This is a genomic window from Lactiplantibacillus sp. C232 (assembly GCF_023806725.1).
GTDB lineage: Bacteria > Bacillota > Bacilli > Lactobacillales > Lactobacillaceae > Lactiplantibacillus > Lactiplantibacillus plantarum.
This window is the reverse complement of sequence record NZ_JAMSKZ010000008.1, coordinates 78,493-94,920: the sequence shown is the minus strand read 5'-3', so window position 1 is coordinate 94,920 and position 16,428 is coordinate 78,493. Positions and strand designations below refer to the sequence as shown.

Annotated in this window: 15 protein-coding genes and 3 pseudogenes; all 18 read right to left on the bottom strand. The window is 41.8% G+C overall.

The genetic code is table 11. The annotated features are described in order from the left end of the window. Nucleotides 1-104: 104 nt before the first annotated feature. Nucleotides 105-515, bottom strand: a complete 411-nt coding sequence (locus MZO41_RS09280; protein WP_013355405.1) for a hypothetical protein — start codon at nucleotides 513-515, stop codon at nucleotides 105-107. A gap of 160 nt (nucleotides 516-675) precedes the next feature. Then, nucleotides 676-1,699 (bottom strand): annotated as a pseudogene (locus tag MZO41_RS09275) (IS30 family transposase). A 60-nt stretch (nucleotides 1,700-1,759) separates the two neighbouring features. Further along, nucleotides 1,760-1,984, bottom strand: coding sequence for a hypothetical protein (locus tag MZO41_RS09270; RefSeq protein ID WP_013355402.1), 225 nt, complete (start codon nucleotides 1,982-1,984; stop codon nucleotides 1,760-1,762). A gap of 115 nt (nucleotides 1,985-2,099) precedes the next feature. Next, nucleotides 2,100-3,019, bottom strand: a pseudogene (locus MZO41_RS09265) (hypothetical protein). A 142-nt stretch (nucleotides 3,020-3,161) separates the two neighbouring features. Further along, the gene (locus tag MZO41_RS09260) at nucleotides 3,162-4,079 is read right to left on the bottom strand and encodes a hypothetical protein (RefSeq protein WP_013355400.1); all 918 of its coding nucleotides are present in this window, start codon (nucleotides 4,077-4,079) and stop codon (nucleotides 3,162-3,164) included. Nucleotides 4,080-4,214: 135 nt separating this feature from the next. Beyond that, nucleotides 4,215-4,493 (bottom strand): hypothetical protein, encoded by a 279-nt coding sequence (locus MZO41_RS09255; protein ID WP_013355399.1) that lies wholly within the window; start codon nucleotides 4,491-4,493, stop codon nucleotides 4,215-4,217. 101 nt (nucleotides 4,494-4,594) lie between these two features. Next, nucleotides 4,595-4,858: a hypothetical protein gene (locus tag MZO41_RS09250; RefSeq protein ID WP_022638552.1), complete on the bottom strand. Its 264-nt coding sequence runs from the start codon at nucleotides 4,856-4,858 to the stop codon at nucleotides 4,595-4,597. A 34-nt stretch (nucleotides 4,859-4,892) separates the two neighbouring features. After that, nucleotides 4,893-5,819: a hypothetical protein gene (locus MZO41_RS09245; RefSeq protein WP_013355397.1), complete on the bottom strand. Its 927-nt coding sequence runs from the start codon at nucleotides 5,817-5,819 to the stop codon at nucleotides 4,893-4,895. Beyond that, nucleotides 5,816-6,103: a hypothetical protein gene (locus MZO41_RS09240; protein WP_128650866.1), complete on the bottom strand. Its 288-nt coding sequence runs from the start codon at nucleotides 6,101-6,103 to the stop codon at nucleotides 5,816-5,818. Before MZO41_RS09240 ends, MZO41_RS09245 begins: the two co-directional genes overlap by 4 nt. A 379-nt stretch (nucleotides 6,104-6,482) precedes the next feature. Continuing rightward, nucleotides 6,483-6,755 (bottom strand): hypothetical protein, encoded by a 273-nt coding sequence (locus MZO41_RS09235; RefSeq protein WP_003637645.1) that lies wholly within the window; start codon nucleotides 6,753-6,755, stop codon nucleotides 6,483-6,485. A gap of 283 nt (nucleotides 6,756-7,038) precedes the next feature. Next, nucleotides 7,039-8,520, bottom strand: coding sequence for a pre-toxin TG domain-containing protein (locus tag MZO41_RS09230; protein WP_041161945.1), 1,482 nt, complete (start codon nucleotides 8,518-8,520; stop codon nucleotides 7,039-7,041). A 1-nt stretch (nucleotide 8,521) separates the two neighbouring features. Next, nucleotides 8,522-10,252: pseudogene (locus tag MZO41_RS09220) on the bottom strand (LPXTG cell wall anchor domain-containing protein). A 191-nt stretch (nucleotides 10,253-10,443) separates the two neighbouring features. Next, complete coding sequence (locus MZO41_RS09215) at nucleotides 10,444-10,644, bottom strand: type II toxin-antitoxin system RelB/DinJ family antitoxin (protein WP_013355395.1); 201 nt, start codon at nucleotides 10,642-10,644, stop codon at nucleotides 10,444-10,446. A 34-nt stretch (nucleotides 10,645-10,678) separates the two neighbouring features. Continuing rightward, nucleotides 10,679-12,058 carry an oligosaccharide flippase family protein gene (locus MZO41_RS09210; protein ID WP_225868878.1) on the bottom strand — a complete coding sequence of 460 codons (1,380 nt, stop codon included), beginning with the start codon at nucleotides 12,056-12,058 and terminating at the stop codon, nucleotides 10,679-10,681. A 59-nt stretch (nucleotides 12,059-12,117) separates the two neighbouring features. Continuing rightward, on the bottom strand, nucleotides 12,118-13,191 hold the full coding sequence (locus MZO41_RS09205) for a polysaccharide pyruvyl transferase family protein (RefSeq protein ID WP_015380072.1): 1,074 nt from the start codon (nucleotides 13,189-13,191) through the stop codon (nucleotides 12,118-12,120). Further along, nucleotides 13,184-14,143, bottom strand: coding sequence for a glycosyltransferase (locus MZO41_RS09200; RefSeq protein WP_013355393.1), 960 nt, complete (start codon nucleotides 14,141-14,143; stop codon nucleotides 13,184-13,186). Before MZO41_RS09200 ends, MZO41_RS09205 begins: the two co-directional genes overlap by 8 nt. After that, nucleotides 14,128-15,402, bottom strand: coding sequence for a hypothetical protein (locus MZO41_RS09195; RefSeq protein ID WP_015380070.1), 1,275 nt, complete (start codon nucleotides 15,400-15,402; stop codon nucleotides 14,128-14,130). The genes MZO41_RS09200 and MZO41_RS09195 overlap by 16 nt, the downstream gene beginning before the upstream one ends. Next, nucleotides 15,395-16,426 (bottom strand): glycosyltransferase, encoded by a 1,032-nt coding sequence (locus MZO41_RS09190; RefSeq protein WP_022638546.1) that lies wholly within the window; start codon nucleotides 16,424-16,426, stop codon nucleotides 15,395-15,397. The genes MZO41_RS09195 and MZO41_RS09190 overlap by 8 nt, the downstream gene beginning before the upstream one ends. Between the last annotated feature and the right edge of the window lie 2 nt (nucleotides 16,427-16,428).

Genomic DNA, 16,428 nt, shown 5'->3' with positions numbered 1-16,428 from the left:
TGTCCAGTATTGATGCGAGCCTCTTTTTATAAATTTACATAGATAAAATCATTGTTTTGCTTTAATTTATGACTTTATAAAACTATTAAATACCGCTTTAATAGTCAAGGATACAAGTTTCCACTATTGAGATTATTGACTTGTATCAAATCTTTCCGTATATATTCTAGCATTATGGTTCGCATCGTTGAGTCATAATCTGGTACACTCTGTTGACTAATATAATAAATATCTCGCTTAGACCCGATTTTCAAAAATAGCTTGTCACCTATCTTTTCATCAAGCTTCAAAACGTCAAACTTTCTCCATTCACCAATATGTGTATGATTCATGTCACCAACTAAGGCAATTTTACACTCATATTCCTTACCAATCTCCATAAAATAGAAGGTTTCACCCTCATTTACCAATCCTGAATCGTCAAAAACTTTTTCGAGTGAATTCGTCTCAGTGTTCTGTAGCATTAAATTCCTTGTGGCAACAAAATCATCTATTGATAATAACTTATACACCATATCCACTCCTTCATGTTGATTATTCTCCCACTGGATAAAACGATACAATAAAACCGTTATCTCCGTATACAACTCGATATTCTTTTCTATTAACTTTATAGTTTCCCGAATTGTCAAATCAAGTGCAACATACCTGACCTATCCTTAAACATTGGTCTAGTTAATCAAAGTCTGGCAAGATATCCATCGCTGATTTATAACCTAAGATCTTACGTGGTCGTTGGTTGAGTGCATCTTGGATAGCTTGGATTACCGGGAGTGTTAGGGATTTCATTGACTTGCCCTTAGGGATGAACTCCCTGATCAACTGGTTTTGATTCTCATTAGTCCCTCGTTCCCAAGGTGAATATGGGTGTGCGAAATAGACCGTTGTCCCCTTGTACCTTGGACAAGTCGGCGAACTCAGAACCGTTGTCGAACGTTAGCGTTTTAAAGTGCTCTGGACCGTAATCATCAATCGCGTCTTGAACCGCTTGGCGACAAGTGTCGGCGTGATAATTCGCAATCTTGAGGATGATTTCATAACGGCTAACACGCTCCGTCAAAGTCAACAGGGCTGGTTCACTGGCAACCCGTTTACCCTTGACCAGGTCACCTTCCCAGTGACCGATTTCAGTCCGGTCATTAGCGGCAGCTGGACGGTCTTCAATGGATTTACCTAGGGCCCGTTTATTCTTACGTTGATGAGTTTTTTGACCTGATCTCACATGGCGGCGAAGCTTCATCGGCAGGTCGCTATTCGTCACATCTAGTAGCCCGGCATCGATGTAGCGATAGACAGTCGGCGTTGACGGGCAAGGACGATCTGGCCAAGCCATTTTGTACTTATGAACGCAGGTGTCGACGCTCTGTTCCCGAGGCTTTTTATGGAGCTCGCTGGTTAAGTAATCGAAGAACTCGGGCGCCTTATCTGTCCAGCTAACCGCATGACAAGCAGCACGGCGGTCGCCGTGAAGTATTTGGGCCGTCTCGGCGTAGTAAACGTGGTAAGGCTTGTGATTAGCGCCGATTTGACGTGTGGCGCCACGATTGAGTTCACGCGTGATAGTACTCCGGTCGCGATGAAGCTTTTGGGCAATCTGACTAGCGGGCCAATTTTCATTGTGAAGGGCCATAATTTCGCCTCGTTCGCATGGTTGGAGTTGTTGGTAAGTTCTAGACGTGGTATTCTGGTTTTGGGTCATGAAGACATTCCTTTCTTAGTTCGTGGTTGATTTAAGAATAGGTCTTCATGGCCTTTTGGTCTAGTTTTTTATATGTTGCACTTCAATTTTAAATCCGGCAACTTTATAGTTTGCATATGGGCCCTTTTTACCCACACCACGTTTTATTGCCTTTGACTTTAAAGCTTTATCTAACAACTTAGGAATATCTGCCTTTGCCACACCTCTATCAGCAAAATTGTCCTCATGGTGCTTTAAAATATGTTTCAGTCCAGCACGATCATTTCCCTTTTCTAGCCAATACAAGTTCCCATCAAAGCCCCTAATAATTGCAAGGACATCTTCAGATGTTAACTTGTACTTCTTCCGCTAAATTTACATAGGCATATCATTAATGATTGTCTTGCAATGGTACGATCACTTACTCCAAAGCTTGGTGTACTGCAGCTGACCAGTTCTGCCAAAGCTTCGTCTGAACACGTTGGCTGTGTGGCATATAAACCGTCTTCCAGATTTCATAGCTTAACTTGCGCAGTGGTTGCGCATGCAAGGCATTGTCTGGGAATTCAATTTCAACGTATTCCCACATCATTAACAAAGTTTTCAAAACATCTGCCAATTTTTCTTTACGAGAGAATCTCGAAAACGTATCCTCCCAATAGAGATATTCTTGATTGTCTTCGCCATCCGCGCTACTCTTTTGTAAAAAGTCTCCCAATTCACGACTACTGTCAGTGGCCTGATAATGAGTTAAAAAGTTCATAAATACGTGATACGATTGGGTCAAATCAAGTTTCTCCAGATTAGATGCCAGTGGAATTTCGGGGCGCGGCGCTGGCAAGACTTGAGCAACTGGAAATTGATTTTTCCGAAAGCCCTTCTTCTTCGGATTAGGCAGGGATTGCCCCTTTTTGAGAAAAGGTGATTCATTAACCGGCACCACATTCGGATTCGTAATCCAATTAACTGTCGCCACCCAGTTCTGCCACACGGGTTCCTGATCCCGTTGCGCTTCTGACATCTCACAAATCATTCGAATACGATACGTCAAATTTCGTGATACTGATGTCGTTTCAGCGATATCCGGTAAGTATTCATTCACAAACTGCTTAACCGCTTGAAAGCTTTCAAGCAGGGTGTGGTCCTCGTTGCTCACATCGCTAAAAAATGCGTGCCAGTCTTCTGCAATTGCTTGATCAAATAATTCATCATTATCATTACGCCAAAGTGTAACACTCCCCAACAGATTTCCAAGGCTATCACTTCGCTAGCCCAATAGTAGGAGTCCAAAAACTCAGACATTGAGAAATAACTTTCCCGCTCACTTAATCTTTTTTCCAATGTAATCCCACCCATTCTGTACACGACCCATGCAGGGCATTCTGATTTTCACCATCGAAACTGTCCAGTACTGATTTCACGCCTCTTTTTATAAATCTACATAGACATATCGTTAATGATTGTCTTGCAATGCCATGCTGACTTACTGTATTGGTTCGTGTACCGCGGCTATCCAGTTCTGCCAAACCTCCGTCTGAACACGTTGGTTATGTGGCAAATAAACCGCCTTCCAGATTTCATAGCTTAACTTACGCAGCGGTTGCGCGTGCACAGCATTATCCGGAAAAGCCATTTCAAAGTAATCCCGGACCATTAAAAAGGCCTTCAAAATATCTAACAGCTTTTCTTTATGTGAAACCCACGAAAACTTACCCTTCCAATAGAGATACTCTTGGTTATCTTCGCTGATCACACTATTCTTTTGCAAATAGTCTTTCAATTCACTATTGTCATCGGTGACTTGATAATGATTTAAGAAGTTCATTAATGCGTGAAAAGATTGGTCCAAATCAATTTTCTCCAGATTAGATGCTAACGGAATTTCTGGCCGCTGTGCTGGCAAAACCTTGGCGACTGGAAATTGATTTTTCCGAAAGCCCTTTCTCTTCGGATTAGACAAGGATTGCCCCGCTTTAAGGAATGGCGATTCTTTACGAGGGACAACATTAGGATTCGTGATCCAGTTAACCGCCGCCACCCAGTTCTGCCACACGGGTTCCTGACTCCGTTGCGCTTCTGACATCTCACAAATCATTCGAATGTTATACGTCAAATTTCGTGCTACTGATGTCGTAGCCGCGATATCCTCTAAATATTCGTTCACAAACTGCTTAACCGCTTGAAAACTTTCAGACACCGTGTGGTCCTCGTCGCTCACATCGCTAAAAAACGTGTGCCAGTCGTCCGCAATTGCTTGATCAAATAATTCACCATCGTCACTCCATAATGTGACACTCCCCAATAGACTTCCTAGACTATCATCCTTGCTGGCCCAATAGTATGAATCCAAAAATTCAGACATTGAAAAGTAGCTCTCCCGCTCATTTAATCTTTTTTCCAAAGTAATTTCACTCCATTCTTGATATACCGAGGGACTTTATGCATTGTGCCTTTCATAGCGGAATGAATACCACCATCAATGAGCTCATCATAACGTTCTGCATAAGCTTCTCAGTATCCTAAACGCTCAACTAACTTATTCTGCTTGTTTCTGGTTAGTCGATCGTTGCTTTCCCCAAATAAACAGTAAGACATAGACAACGGTAATCACCACATTACCGGCGATACTAGTCACTAACTCTTTAGCGCCCTCACAAAGTAAAAGTGCAAAAATTAAACGGACAACAAAGTAACCAGCTGGTATGACACTGCCAACTAGACTCGACCTTTTGCGTTTACCTAAAACATGGTTCCAATATCCTAAGCCAATTGTGATTACCGCCGTAATCGTTCCAATTAGAATAAATACAAGCATTTGAATCCTCCTTTATCAAAACGCCACATGGCTATAAAAATGACCGATATTCGGCAATTATTTCTCGTCGAATATCGGTCATCGTATCTGACTAATTCATACTACCGAGTAGCTCGGTGCTTTCCCCAAGCGAATAGTCCATAGTAAATCAAACTGAACAGTAGGCTACCGACTAACGATGATACTAGTCCCCGCGTCGTACTTTGCATCATCATCGCCAGAATCGCTCGAACAACAAAGTACGCTACTGGAATAACTATACCAACTAAATTAGATCGATTCCTTTTGCCCAACCGATAACTCCAGACCCCCAAGCCTACAGTCACCACCAGCAACAATAATCCAATAACCACAATAATTAGCACTAACTTTCCTCCAATACTTATGTGACACAATCACTTACTGCATTGCTTCGTGCACTGCAGCTAACCAGTTCTGCCAAACCTCCGTCTGAACACGTTGGCTGTGTGGCATATAAACCGCCTTCCAGATTTCGTAGCTTAACTTACGAAGCGGTTGCGCGTGCAAGGCATTGTCTCGTATTTCAATTTCAGCGTAATCCCATATCATCAAAAAGAGCTTTAAAACGTCTAACAGCTTTACTTTTTCTTTACGAGTGCCTTTCGTAAAATCGTACCTCCAATAGCGATATTCTTGGTTGTCCTCGCTGATTACGCTATATTTTTGTAAAAAGTCTCCCAATTCGCGACTACTATCGGTGACCTGATAATGAGTCAAGAAGTTCATATATGCGTGATACGATTGGGTCAAATCAAGTTTTTCAAGATTAGATGCTAATGGAATTTCTGGCCGCGGTGCGGGTAAGACCTGGGCGACCGGGAATTGATTTTTCCGAAAGCCTTTCTTCTTCGGATTAGGCAAGGACTGCCCCTTTTTGAGAAAAGGTGATTCATTAACCTGCACAATATTGGGATTCGTAATCCAATTAACCGCCGCCACCCAATTTTGCCACACGGGTTCCTGACTCCGTTGCGCTTCTGACATCTCACAAATCATTCGAATATGATACGTCAAATTTCGTGATACTGATGTCGTTTCAGCAAAATCTGGCAAATATTCGTTCACAAACTGCTTAACCGCTTGAAAGCTTTCAAGCACGGTGTGGTCCTCGTCGCTCACATCGCTAAAAAACGCATGCCAGTCGTCCGCAATTGCTTGATCAAATAATTCATCATTATTATTACGCCAGAGTGTAACACTTCCCAATAGACTTCCAAGGCTGCCATCCTTGCTGGCCCAATAGTAGGATTCCAAAAATTCAGACATTGAGAAGTAGCTCTCCCGCTCATTTAATCTTTTTATCAAGGTAATTTCACTCCATTCTTTGGATACCAAGAAGCTTTATGCATTCCGTCTTTCCTAACAGGAACAGGCCGACTATTAATACCACCATCATGAACTTTAACCCAGATTTGCTTATGGTCTTTAGTGGTCTCTGCATACCAATCATTACCAAAGATATCCATGCGCTTAAAATTATCCTTACGCCGTGCAACGCGAAGCAAAGTTTCATCTTTTAGTAATTTTTCCTTATTGAACCGTTGCCGTACAGAAACGAACAACAAGACATAGATAAAGGTAAATACCAAATTACCGACTAAACCTGGCTATCACTTCTCGAACTCCTGCACCCAGTACCAGCGCAAAGACTAACCGTAGGATAAAATAACCAACTGGTATGACACTACCAAGTAAATTCAACTTATTGCGTTTTCCTAACGCATAACCCCAACAGCCCAAGCCCACCGTGATTACCGCGGTAATCACCCAATCGGATAAATACCAGCTATTCCTGCTAAACTAATTCACTTTATCTATTAGCTAGGCGCTCCTCCAAACAAATCAATCATAGTTAAATTGGGTAGCTTATTCCATAAGAAAATCCGTGAATGATTCTACCGATATTAACCAATCCACTATTGAGAAAATCTCGCAGGCGTTACAATTGGTACAAAGATTCTGAAAAGTTCACGATAATTCTTTTAAGGCAAAAGATACTTCATCTCTAATCTGCTTTTCGTTATAGTACACGTTAGGCAATTTCAAATCTTCTTCACTATCAGAAAACCTACCTGACATATCAGATAAATTCCTAAAAACGGTGTATTCTTTTTCCGACAATTCATCATAATCGATTTCCAAGTCAAAAATTTTCATAAACTGAATTGTAAAATTGTTAATCTCTATTTCTCCATGACTCAAACCATTTAACAAATAATACAGTTGCTCTTTTTTTGTCATAATAGCTTTCTCCTTGACAATTCCAACTATCCAACAGAAAATACTAATGCCAAATAAATGGCTCGTGCTAATTCAACTTTCCCTAAAATGAACATTTGTCCCATATAAAATCATATTACTCCTAAACAACCAAAAATATCAGTGATTATATGACTTATTTGGCTCAGAAATCGACAATCGACTGGTAAATCAATCAGGGGACACTAAAATCTAGTATAGAAGGTAGGTACACCCCCCTTACAGTTTGGTAGACTTTCCATATTGTCCTTGACACCACCCAGTATCACCGCTTTGGAACCGCTGGTAATGGTCCCAACGCATCTCTGGCATATTTAAAATGATAAATAGTGTTTGTTGCCTTATCATAAAGCACTTCAAAATTATATTTCTTGCCATTAATATAAATCTGACTATAATACATGATTGCTCTTGATCCTCTGGGGTCAGGAACAGGCGTACCACCCTTGATTGCTTCTCTCAAAGTTTGAGCTGGCACTGCTCTATTAGGATCATCCATATGCTTATCTACTTTATCTGTATAGTTAAATAAATCTTCACCAGAAGATTTAACCCCACTGCCGTTATTAGCTCTATTGTTTTTTTCTGTCTTATTCTTAACTTTTCGTTTCGCTGTCTTTGCTTTTGAGCCTTTACGCTTACCAGGCTTCTTTTTATTACCACCCTTTTTCCGTGCATACGAAGCTTTTCTTGCCTTGCCCGCAGCCTTTTTCTTATTGTAGCGTTTCTGTTGTTTCTTGGTCGTCTTGTGCTTTGTCGCATGAGAAGTCTTTTTGTGCTTAGACTTTTGATGCTTAGCTTTTGTCCCATGCTTGGTCTTTGTAGTTTTGTGAGACTTCGTAGGTGCCTTCTTGGTGGTCTTCCTAGCCGGCTTACGTTTGGCCAATTTCTCAGCCGCTCGCTTCATCGCCTGCTTAGTTGCCCGACCGGCACGCTTGACCCGACCACCATTCTTCGCAACTTTCCCGGCCTTCTCAGCAGTTGCCAAAAGCTTTGTCGCCTTTGCTAGCTTAGCGACCTTCGAGACCGGCACAAAGTTCAAGGCTGTCCAAGCTGCTCCTACTAACCGTGAACGCTTCTTACCAGTAGCGGCATCTTTCCCCGTGATCATGGTATAAATATCATTATACCCAATCATATCCGTCACCAACGAAATGATGCCTTTACTGATTCCTGTCTTACGACTAAGTGTGGCAATTACAGCGCTACCCTTGGACTTATGCTTTTTAGATGACTTCTTCTTGGATTTACCATGTTTCTTAGAAGACTTCTTCTTGTGCGACTTGCCATGCTTCTTAGAAGATTTCTTCTTGTGCGACTTCTTATGCTTCTTAGCAGCCTTCTTCTTGTGTGACTTCTTATGCTTCTTAGCAGCCTTCTTCTTGTGTGACTTCTTATGCTTCTTAGCGGCCTTCTTCTTGTGCGACTTCTTATGCTTCTTAGCGGCTCTCTTCTTGTGCGACTTTTTATGCCGCTTTGGCGCCGCCTTCTTCTTGTGCCTTACTGCGACTTTGCGGCGATGTGGTGCTTTGCGATGCACAACTCTCCGCTTGGCTTTCCGATGCGCACGATGTGATTTTTTGGCATGTCCACTGGCACGATGCCGTACTTTATGCTTCCGAGTATGGGTCACGCCACGGCGATGTGCAGATACCGTGTCGACCGAACCTGAAAAGACCGTAAAGACGAGGACAAATACCATCAAACCGATTAAAATCTTTTGGAGGATCTGACGTAATTTTTTCATGTTAGTCACGCCCTCGTTTCTTAATAACCATCGTAATCGTAACGGTGAGCAATAATAAGCCCACGCCTAGCCAGACCAACCAGGTTGCGACCGCTGAATTCGTCTTAGGCAAGATCTGGTTCAAGATTGGATGTTGCTTCTTAAACGTCGATTGTTGCTTAGCACGGCTTGCCGCTGCCACACTAGCTGAGTCAACACTCGAAGCTGACGAACTTGGCGTCGTAGCCTGCGATTCCCGTGGCGATGCAGAACTTGCGGAAGCCGCGATAGTTGCGCGATTAGCCTTGGTAGTTGGTGTTGATGAAGCTTGATTCGTGTTAGCTTTTCCTGGTGTTGACGATTGACTCGTGCCCGTGCCAGAATCCACTTTTTGGCTACTATCAGACGCACTTGCCGGCTGAGTATGACTTGAACGATCTGATGCCGGTTTATCCGAGTCATCAGAATGACTGGTCGTACTTGATTATGACGAGCTTTCTGAATTACTGCTTTCACTGGAACCAGCAGCTGGCTTTGATTGACTCGATTGACTCGATTCACCTGACTGACTTGAATGGCTCGACTGGCTCGTCTTATTCGCACTTGCCGAACTAGCTGAATGGTCAGCACTACTTGAATCTGTACGGCTACTGTCACTACTATTAGCACTCGTGTCACTAGCAGCACTTTCCGAGCTAGTCGTCGCACTACCGGCAGGTGCCGTCACATCATTGTTTTCGGCCGCCCATGCGTAGCCCGAACCAAGTGTATACGCCATCCCCTTGTCACCATCATAGGTATCTAGGTAAAAGCCGTCACCATCAGCACCACCATCAATTTCGACGGCTGTATCTGGTGACACGTAGAGATTTTGTTCGCCTTGGTCAGCCTGCAAAGTGCCTTCGTATAAGAGCTTGCCATTTTGAGTCAGACGTGCCCGCGTATTCGTGGCTTGCGCGAGAGGCGTCGCCGCACTGCTAGGATTATTGTTGGGCGAGACACCTTCATCATTACTGAATACCGGATCATTGACTGGGACCCCATCTTCAAAAGAAGCATCCGCACTCAAAACAACCGGTGTCGAATTAGGTTCCGCAATCAACGCTTGCACCGCAGCACTCGTATCATTATTGAGACTACTTGAAGTTTGTGCGCTCCCCAGTGCACTACTGGTGTTTTGGTCCTCAGTGAACGGTGACTTGAAACCCAACCCACTGTCACTAGCTGTTCCAGTCGACGTTTCACCTGCGTTGGTTGCCTCATCGTCAGTTTTACTGTCCGTCGCTTGACTATTACCGGACAGCACACTACTATCCGCTTTTGAAGTCTCACTGGTACTAGTGCTCGACTGACTGGTAGCGTCAGTGTTGCTTTGACTGCTCGTACTACTTGAATCAGCCTTACTAGATGAACTCGTTGTGGCGGTTGATTGATCACTCGTAGCGCCGCTATTAGTTTCCGCTTGATCAACCGTTGTCACATCCGTATTACGCTTATCACTAGACTGACTCGCATTGTTAGCTGGATTGGATGAAGTAGTTGCTGACTGGTTAGGATTGATTTCTTTTTGCGCCGTGACCTTCAAGCCATTCAATAAGCTTAAGTCATAGCGTTCGTCAGTAACCATCGACTTCAACCCATTGACCGTGTTGGTCTGTTGACTCTTAGTACCATTCGCGTTCGTCACCGTAGTCGCCGTCTTGATTTGACCGCTTTTATCAAAAGTCGTGACCGTTTGTTCAGCCCCTAACACTCTAGTTGCCGTGACCTGGCCCTGATTGTCGACTTTAAAGGTGACCGTCTCATTTTTAGGTAGTTCAAACGTATATACAAAAAATGTCTGAGATTGCTTATCGCTTCAGTGATAAACAATCTCAGACATTTCATTTAAATAATTCGGGACAAGTTATTAATCATCAAGATGTCGCCTGATCTCCGCCGCATCTACTTTCTTTCAGCATTACTATCTGCTGTCCGTGTGGGACGGAATGGCAACCCATTTTCTAACAAGCTCTGTTTGAAGAACAGGTTTACAGCTGTCGATAAGTCTAGTCCCATGTCAGCATATAACTTTCTTAACTCATTCTTTTCACTTTTGTTGATGCGCATTGCAAACATCGTTTTATCCTCATTATCTGATGACATTATTTAACCCCCTCATGTCTACACTTTCCATGAATCATTTCCTTTTAACTCGCAATAAAAAATGCATATTAATGGCAATTAAAATCAATTCTGACATTACTAAAACCAAATACATCATTAATATATTGGGCAGTGACAATTGTATAATTGTCATCCCGATTAATAACAGTAGCGAAGTAATAAGTGGTACCCAAGCGACTTTGAGTACGACGAACTTTTTGACGTCTCTTAGTCTGACGAGTGCAACAAACGCAAAGCCAGCGGCCGCACCAATTCCGGCTCCTTGAAGCCCAAATAATGGAATCAAAATCAGATTCAAGACCACGTTAGCCAGCATCCCCAATACCGTCGTTTTCATAATACCAATCGTCTGCTTAGTCGCTAAGTAGATCGTACCAAGAAACCCTGATAGGTTCGAAAATAACGACGCTAGCAACAATGTTGGTACGATTTCCCACGCCGAAAAATAACTTGCGGCAACAAATACGTGCATGATGGGTTTAAGAAAAACTATGATCCCACCAATGAGGACAAACGACAAGCCAGCATTGGCATTAAAGACATCTGAAAAAAAACGTCCCTGCCGATTTTCTTCATACTCTTCCACCGCTGAAATTTGCCAGGCTTGTGAAAAAATGGTGTAAAACACGTTGATAATCGTCGGAATTTTAGTTGCGACTGCGTAAAGCCCGTTAGCTGTTAATCCTAAGATGCCAACGATAAAAAAACGGCTGGCATCATTGGTGAAAAACCACAAGAATGCATTAGGAATCAATGGAATACTGTATCTTAACATGGTTATCAAAAATGTTCGATTTAATGCACTGAGGGCATAGAATTTCCAAATTTTGGAAAACACCCCTAGGAAAACAATCGACGCACCGTTAGACAGAATCAAAGCATCTAAATAGCCGTCAACACCGCCATGTTGCAACACGATCCGAACCAGTCCGACACCCGCTAAAACAAACGAACTGATCAGACCGTTTAACGCAAATAATTTAACATAACCAATCCCACGAACGAAGTTTTGCATCAGACTTTGAATCAATCCGACGCAAAGATAAATTAAAATATATTTGGCATAATTGACATTTAGGATAACCAATACAGGATAGACTAAGTTCGCAATTATAATCATCAAAACGGTGAACGATAAACCATTAGTGAACACAGCGACTTGATCACTATTTTTATCCATCACAAATCTAAATACGGCATCTGCAACACTGAGTGCTACGACCGGCAATAACATATTGATGGTCGTCGTAATTAAATCGACCTGGCCGAACTGAGCAGTTCCCATATACCGAGTGAAAATTGGAATTAAAATGAAACTGATCAGCTTACTACCAAGATTACCAATTGCAAAGATGCCGATATTATTGATTAATTTTTTTGCTTTTGCATTCACCAAACTTTAAAAGCCTCCATCATCTCCAACTAAATCTCTGACTGTTCTAACTGGCCATCTTATTCCAGAATGGCCTTTTTGAGTGGCACATAGTTTTGTTTTATCTCGAGCAACTCATCTTGAGATGGACGCTTCATCTTTTTTAACTGATTCTCAACTGAAGTTACCGAGTCAGGAGTTACCAACTTGACCGAATGCACATCCTGAAGCCATGTCGAAATTGTGGACTCAATTTTGTGATTATTATTTGCAAATACTAGACAAGGACGCCCGGTCAGGATTGAGAACAACATCCCATGTAACCGATCTGTCACAACTAAGTCAGCCTTGGAAAAGGTGGCCCACTTTTCATTCAATAGCGACATCCGGTTCGTATCATCAATCGTATCAACCCCTTGGGCCATCGTGTCCGTTGTACTAACCGTTTTGAAATGTCTACCTAGCATTTCAGACAACTCGGCCTTAAAGGATGCCGTCAGACAACTTTCCTCATCACCCCGCAACGCCAAGAGAACTTGCTGATGTGATTCATCAGTCGCTTTTTTCTGCAACGTCCCTACCAACGAAAAAACAATATCAGGCACCAAAATGCATTGTGTTTTAGAGAAAATGTCCTGTGCACGCGCCAATGAATAGTTTTCGCGAACCGTCAATACTAGCTTTGGATGCTGATTATAGGCGTTACGACTCAACCATTGTTCATATTTGCCTACCAAATTATCTTCAAAAAAGATTGATTGTGGAAAAACAACAGTCCGGTGTTGCCTCATTTTTTTAAGAAGAAAGCGTCGATTACGCTCCGATAACGGATATAGTGACCCGATATTACCGCCACCATGATACATGATTAAATCATCGTCTGTGATAGCGGACTTAACAGATCGTAAAAAACTCGCCGTATCTGTCTCTGCAATCATAATCAGATTTACATTCCGAAAGTTTTCTTTAATAAATTTCTGCTCTGCAATGACAATGGCTTGATCCCCAAGATTGGGGTGATTAGGTATGCCAAACAAAATAAGATTTCGCTTCGTCTTACTGAGTGTGACCTGCTTACGCTGAAAGAAATATTGATAATTCAGCCAAACACTACTCATCACAGTCCGGATAACGCTTTTAATTAATTTATACATGGTGATATCGTCCCCTATTCACTGCCCAAACTAGTCTGAACCGTAAATAGTTCATGACAAAATAAAAATTATCTTTGGATGTTACCATGGCCTTTACAAGCTGATGAAGACCTTTGCCAACTTTTTTCTGTCGTGTGTTTTGCATCGCCAACGTAAAATATTGTTGACCACGATTGAACTTTTGACGCATACCCTCATTATTTATTTTGGCAAATAAATCCGGGTCGTCGGATTTAAAAGCATCATCTCCTGTATGCACCCGTTGCGCATATAATTTCTGAATGTATCGCGAAACAACATAGGTTTTCCAAGCATTACTCGTCATACTATTATCACGCAAGCGATACTTCAAAACTTGAACATTGATTGACCCAATCTTTAACCCGCTGGCAATCATTCGCAGCCAAAGATCATAATCTTCAGCCGTTGGTAACAATCGATACCCACCAACTTGATCAATGGCGGACTTACGCATCAACACAGTTGGGTGAATAATGGTTGACCCATATGGTAACAGTTTTGCAATTAGCCGTTCGTCTTCCGGGATTGCTGATTTTTTCCCAGTCACACTGCCGCTTTCATCAATATAGACAATATTTCCGGAGACCAAATCAAGGCTCCTTCGTTTAAGTTCTCTCAACTCGAGTTCAAGACGTTTGGGCTCTGAAATATCATCCGCATCCATTCGGGCAATTAATTCACCATTAGCCAACTTGATGGCCTTATTAAGACTCGCCGCCAAGCCGATATTTTCCCAGTTGAACACTAGCTTGATAATATCGTTCTGCTGATCATAGGTCTGCAGTAGTGCTTTCAAATCGTTTTGATTAGGATTATCGAGCACGATGATGAACTCAGTCGGCAAATAAGTTTGTCCTAAGATGGCCTCAACCGATTGACGGACCTGCTCAGGTCGCTCATTGTAAACACTCATCACTACGCTGATTTCCATGTTGTCTCCTCACTATGTGGTTCAGTCGAAAATAGGTAACTCAAAAACACAATTGATGTCAAGACCATCCCGCTTCGAGCAGCCTCACCCTTATAATTAGCAATCATCAGGACAATTAAAAACGCTAGAAACAGCAAAGACCCTCGAACCGTGTTTTTCGACTTCTTATGACATGCAATTAGTTGGGCAATAATCGTGCTATAAAGAATGCCCATGTAAACTAGGCCACCCATAAACAAGTCGTTGATATAACCAATATCAGATGTGCCAAACCAAATATTACTTTTATTTCCTGCATAAACACGCACCCCATAGCCAAACAACCAATTCCAAGCTCCGGTTGGAAACATTAAAAAAGAGCCTGTCAGCTGCTCGTAATTTCCTTGCTTATCGCCTTCAAATACGAGCGCTAGCGTATCTTCAAAGCCGCTCACGATCCAGGTGTATGTATCTGGTTGAATTGATTGTAAGAAAGACAATCCCAAGAAGACAAAACCAATACTAATTACGATGATCACGATTCCTTGAAGTAAGCCCTTCATACTTGTGATCATTTGTTTTGCCAACATTAAAAGAAAGCCCAGGACTAAGGTCACTAACCCAGTCCGGCCATTTAGCACGATGATGAACACGCAAAATGGTATGAACCAATAATATTTTTTACTAACATTCATTCCTAAATAAATCGCAATCAACCCAACAATACTGTGATAAATGGGGGTAAAGAAGGTGTAATCACTGCTAATCCCGTATAACCGTTCACCATAAATAAACTGATTATCAATAATACTCGTAGCTGTTCTTGCTAAAATAGCTGCTCTCAATCCTGAGCTAACTAACATTATCAACGCAAAGAAGCATTGAATCACAACCATCCATAAAATCCAGGTTAGTACCTGGTTAGTTGTCATCCGAAAATACTTTCTCAGTACTTCCAGCCATAACACCAATGCGAGAACATTTAGGATAATAGCGATATTTTGAAAAATACGAGGGTCATTGCCAGCAAGTAATGCCCTAAATGCAAAGTAAATGATGGACAACAACACACCAATTTCAAAAATTTTTAATCCATCAATCGTCAGTAAAACCTCGTACGGGGATAGTGCCAAAACACAAATAATTGCGATCCCTAGCGTAATTATCATTGGCACGTAACTGTTGGTCCAGAAATTAGGTTGGTAGATTAAATAAAACCCGGCAAAAAATAACAGTGGCTTAAAAAAATTACCACCTGCATGGCTACTTGCCTCAGTCATCGTTCAAAACTCCTTCATAAACTTGCCGAATCTGATTAACGAATCGCGTCTGACCATATTTAGTAAAATCTATTTTTGATATTTCAGATTTAAATTGCTTATAAATTAGCTCGTCTGAGAATATATCACGCAATGACGCTAGTAATGCATCATCACTTGCATAGACGATTCCGTTTAGCTCATCAGTTGTTTGCGCGATTCCACCTATAGATGGCGCAATTGGAATCGCACCAAGTAGTGCTGCCTCAACCATGGTCAAACCAAACGCGTCTGACTTTGAAGTCGATAATACAACCTTGGCACGTGCCATATATTGATATGGATTACTCTGAAATCCCAGTAAACTAATCTGGGGTAATTCGCGAATCAAACTTTGGAGACGCTCTTTAAGACTACCGTCACCAACAATTCCAATTTTCAGATTTGGAAACATAACTAATAATCTTTTAGAAATCTCCACAAATCGTTCTGGATTTTTTACCTCTTCTAGCCGACCAACGAATAACAAATCGAAAGCTGTTGGAATACTCAAATACGCCAATTCTTTTATCCGTTCGATATCTACGCCATTTGGTATCACAGTAGTATTAGTTAATTTATCTTGAAAGATATATGATTCTTTTGCCCATTTCGATACATATATCACTCGTGCGCTTTTATCAGCAACATGTTTAAAAGCAATACTCTTTAAATTACAAGTAGTTTGCCATAAAGGCGACTGATGAATATGCGTCACAATTGGTATATGACGAAAAAGAAAATTAGCTAAGAAACTCGCCTTAAAGTCATGGGCATGTATAATATCAGGCTTAGTCGCTTCGATTTCCCACTTCAGCTTAATAATCTGCTTAGGATCAAAGCTCTGATACTCGATTCTTTCTGCCATTACGCTATTCTGAATAGGTCCTGACGGCGAGAAGTACGTAAAATGATAACAATCGCTTAAATTACGACTTATATTAATTGCAACTTGCTCAGCGCCGCCCAACTCAGAAGAAAATAAAATATGTGCAACTCTTATCATTA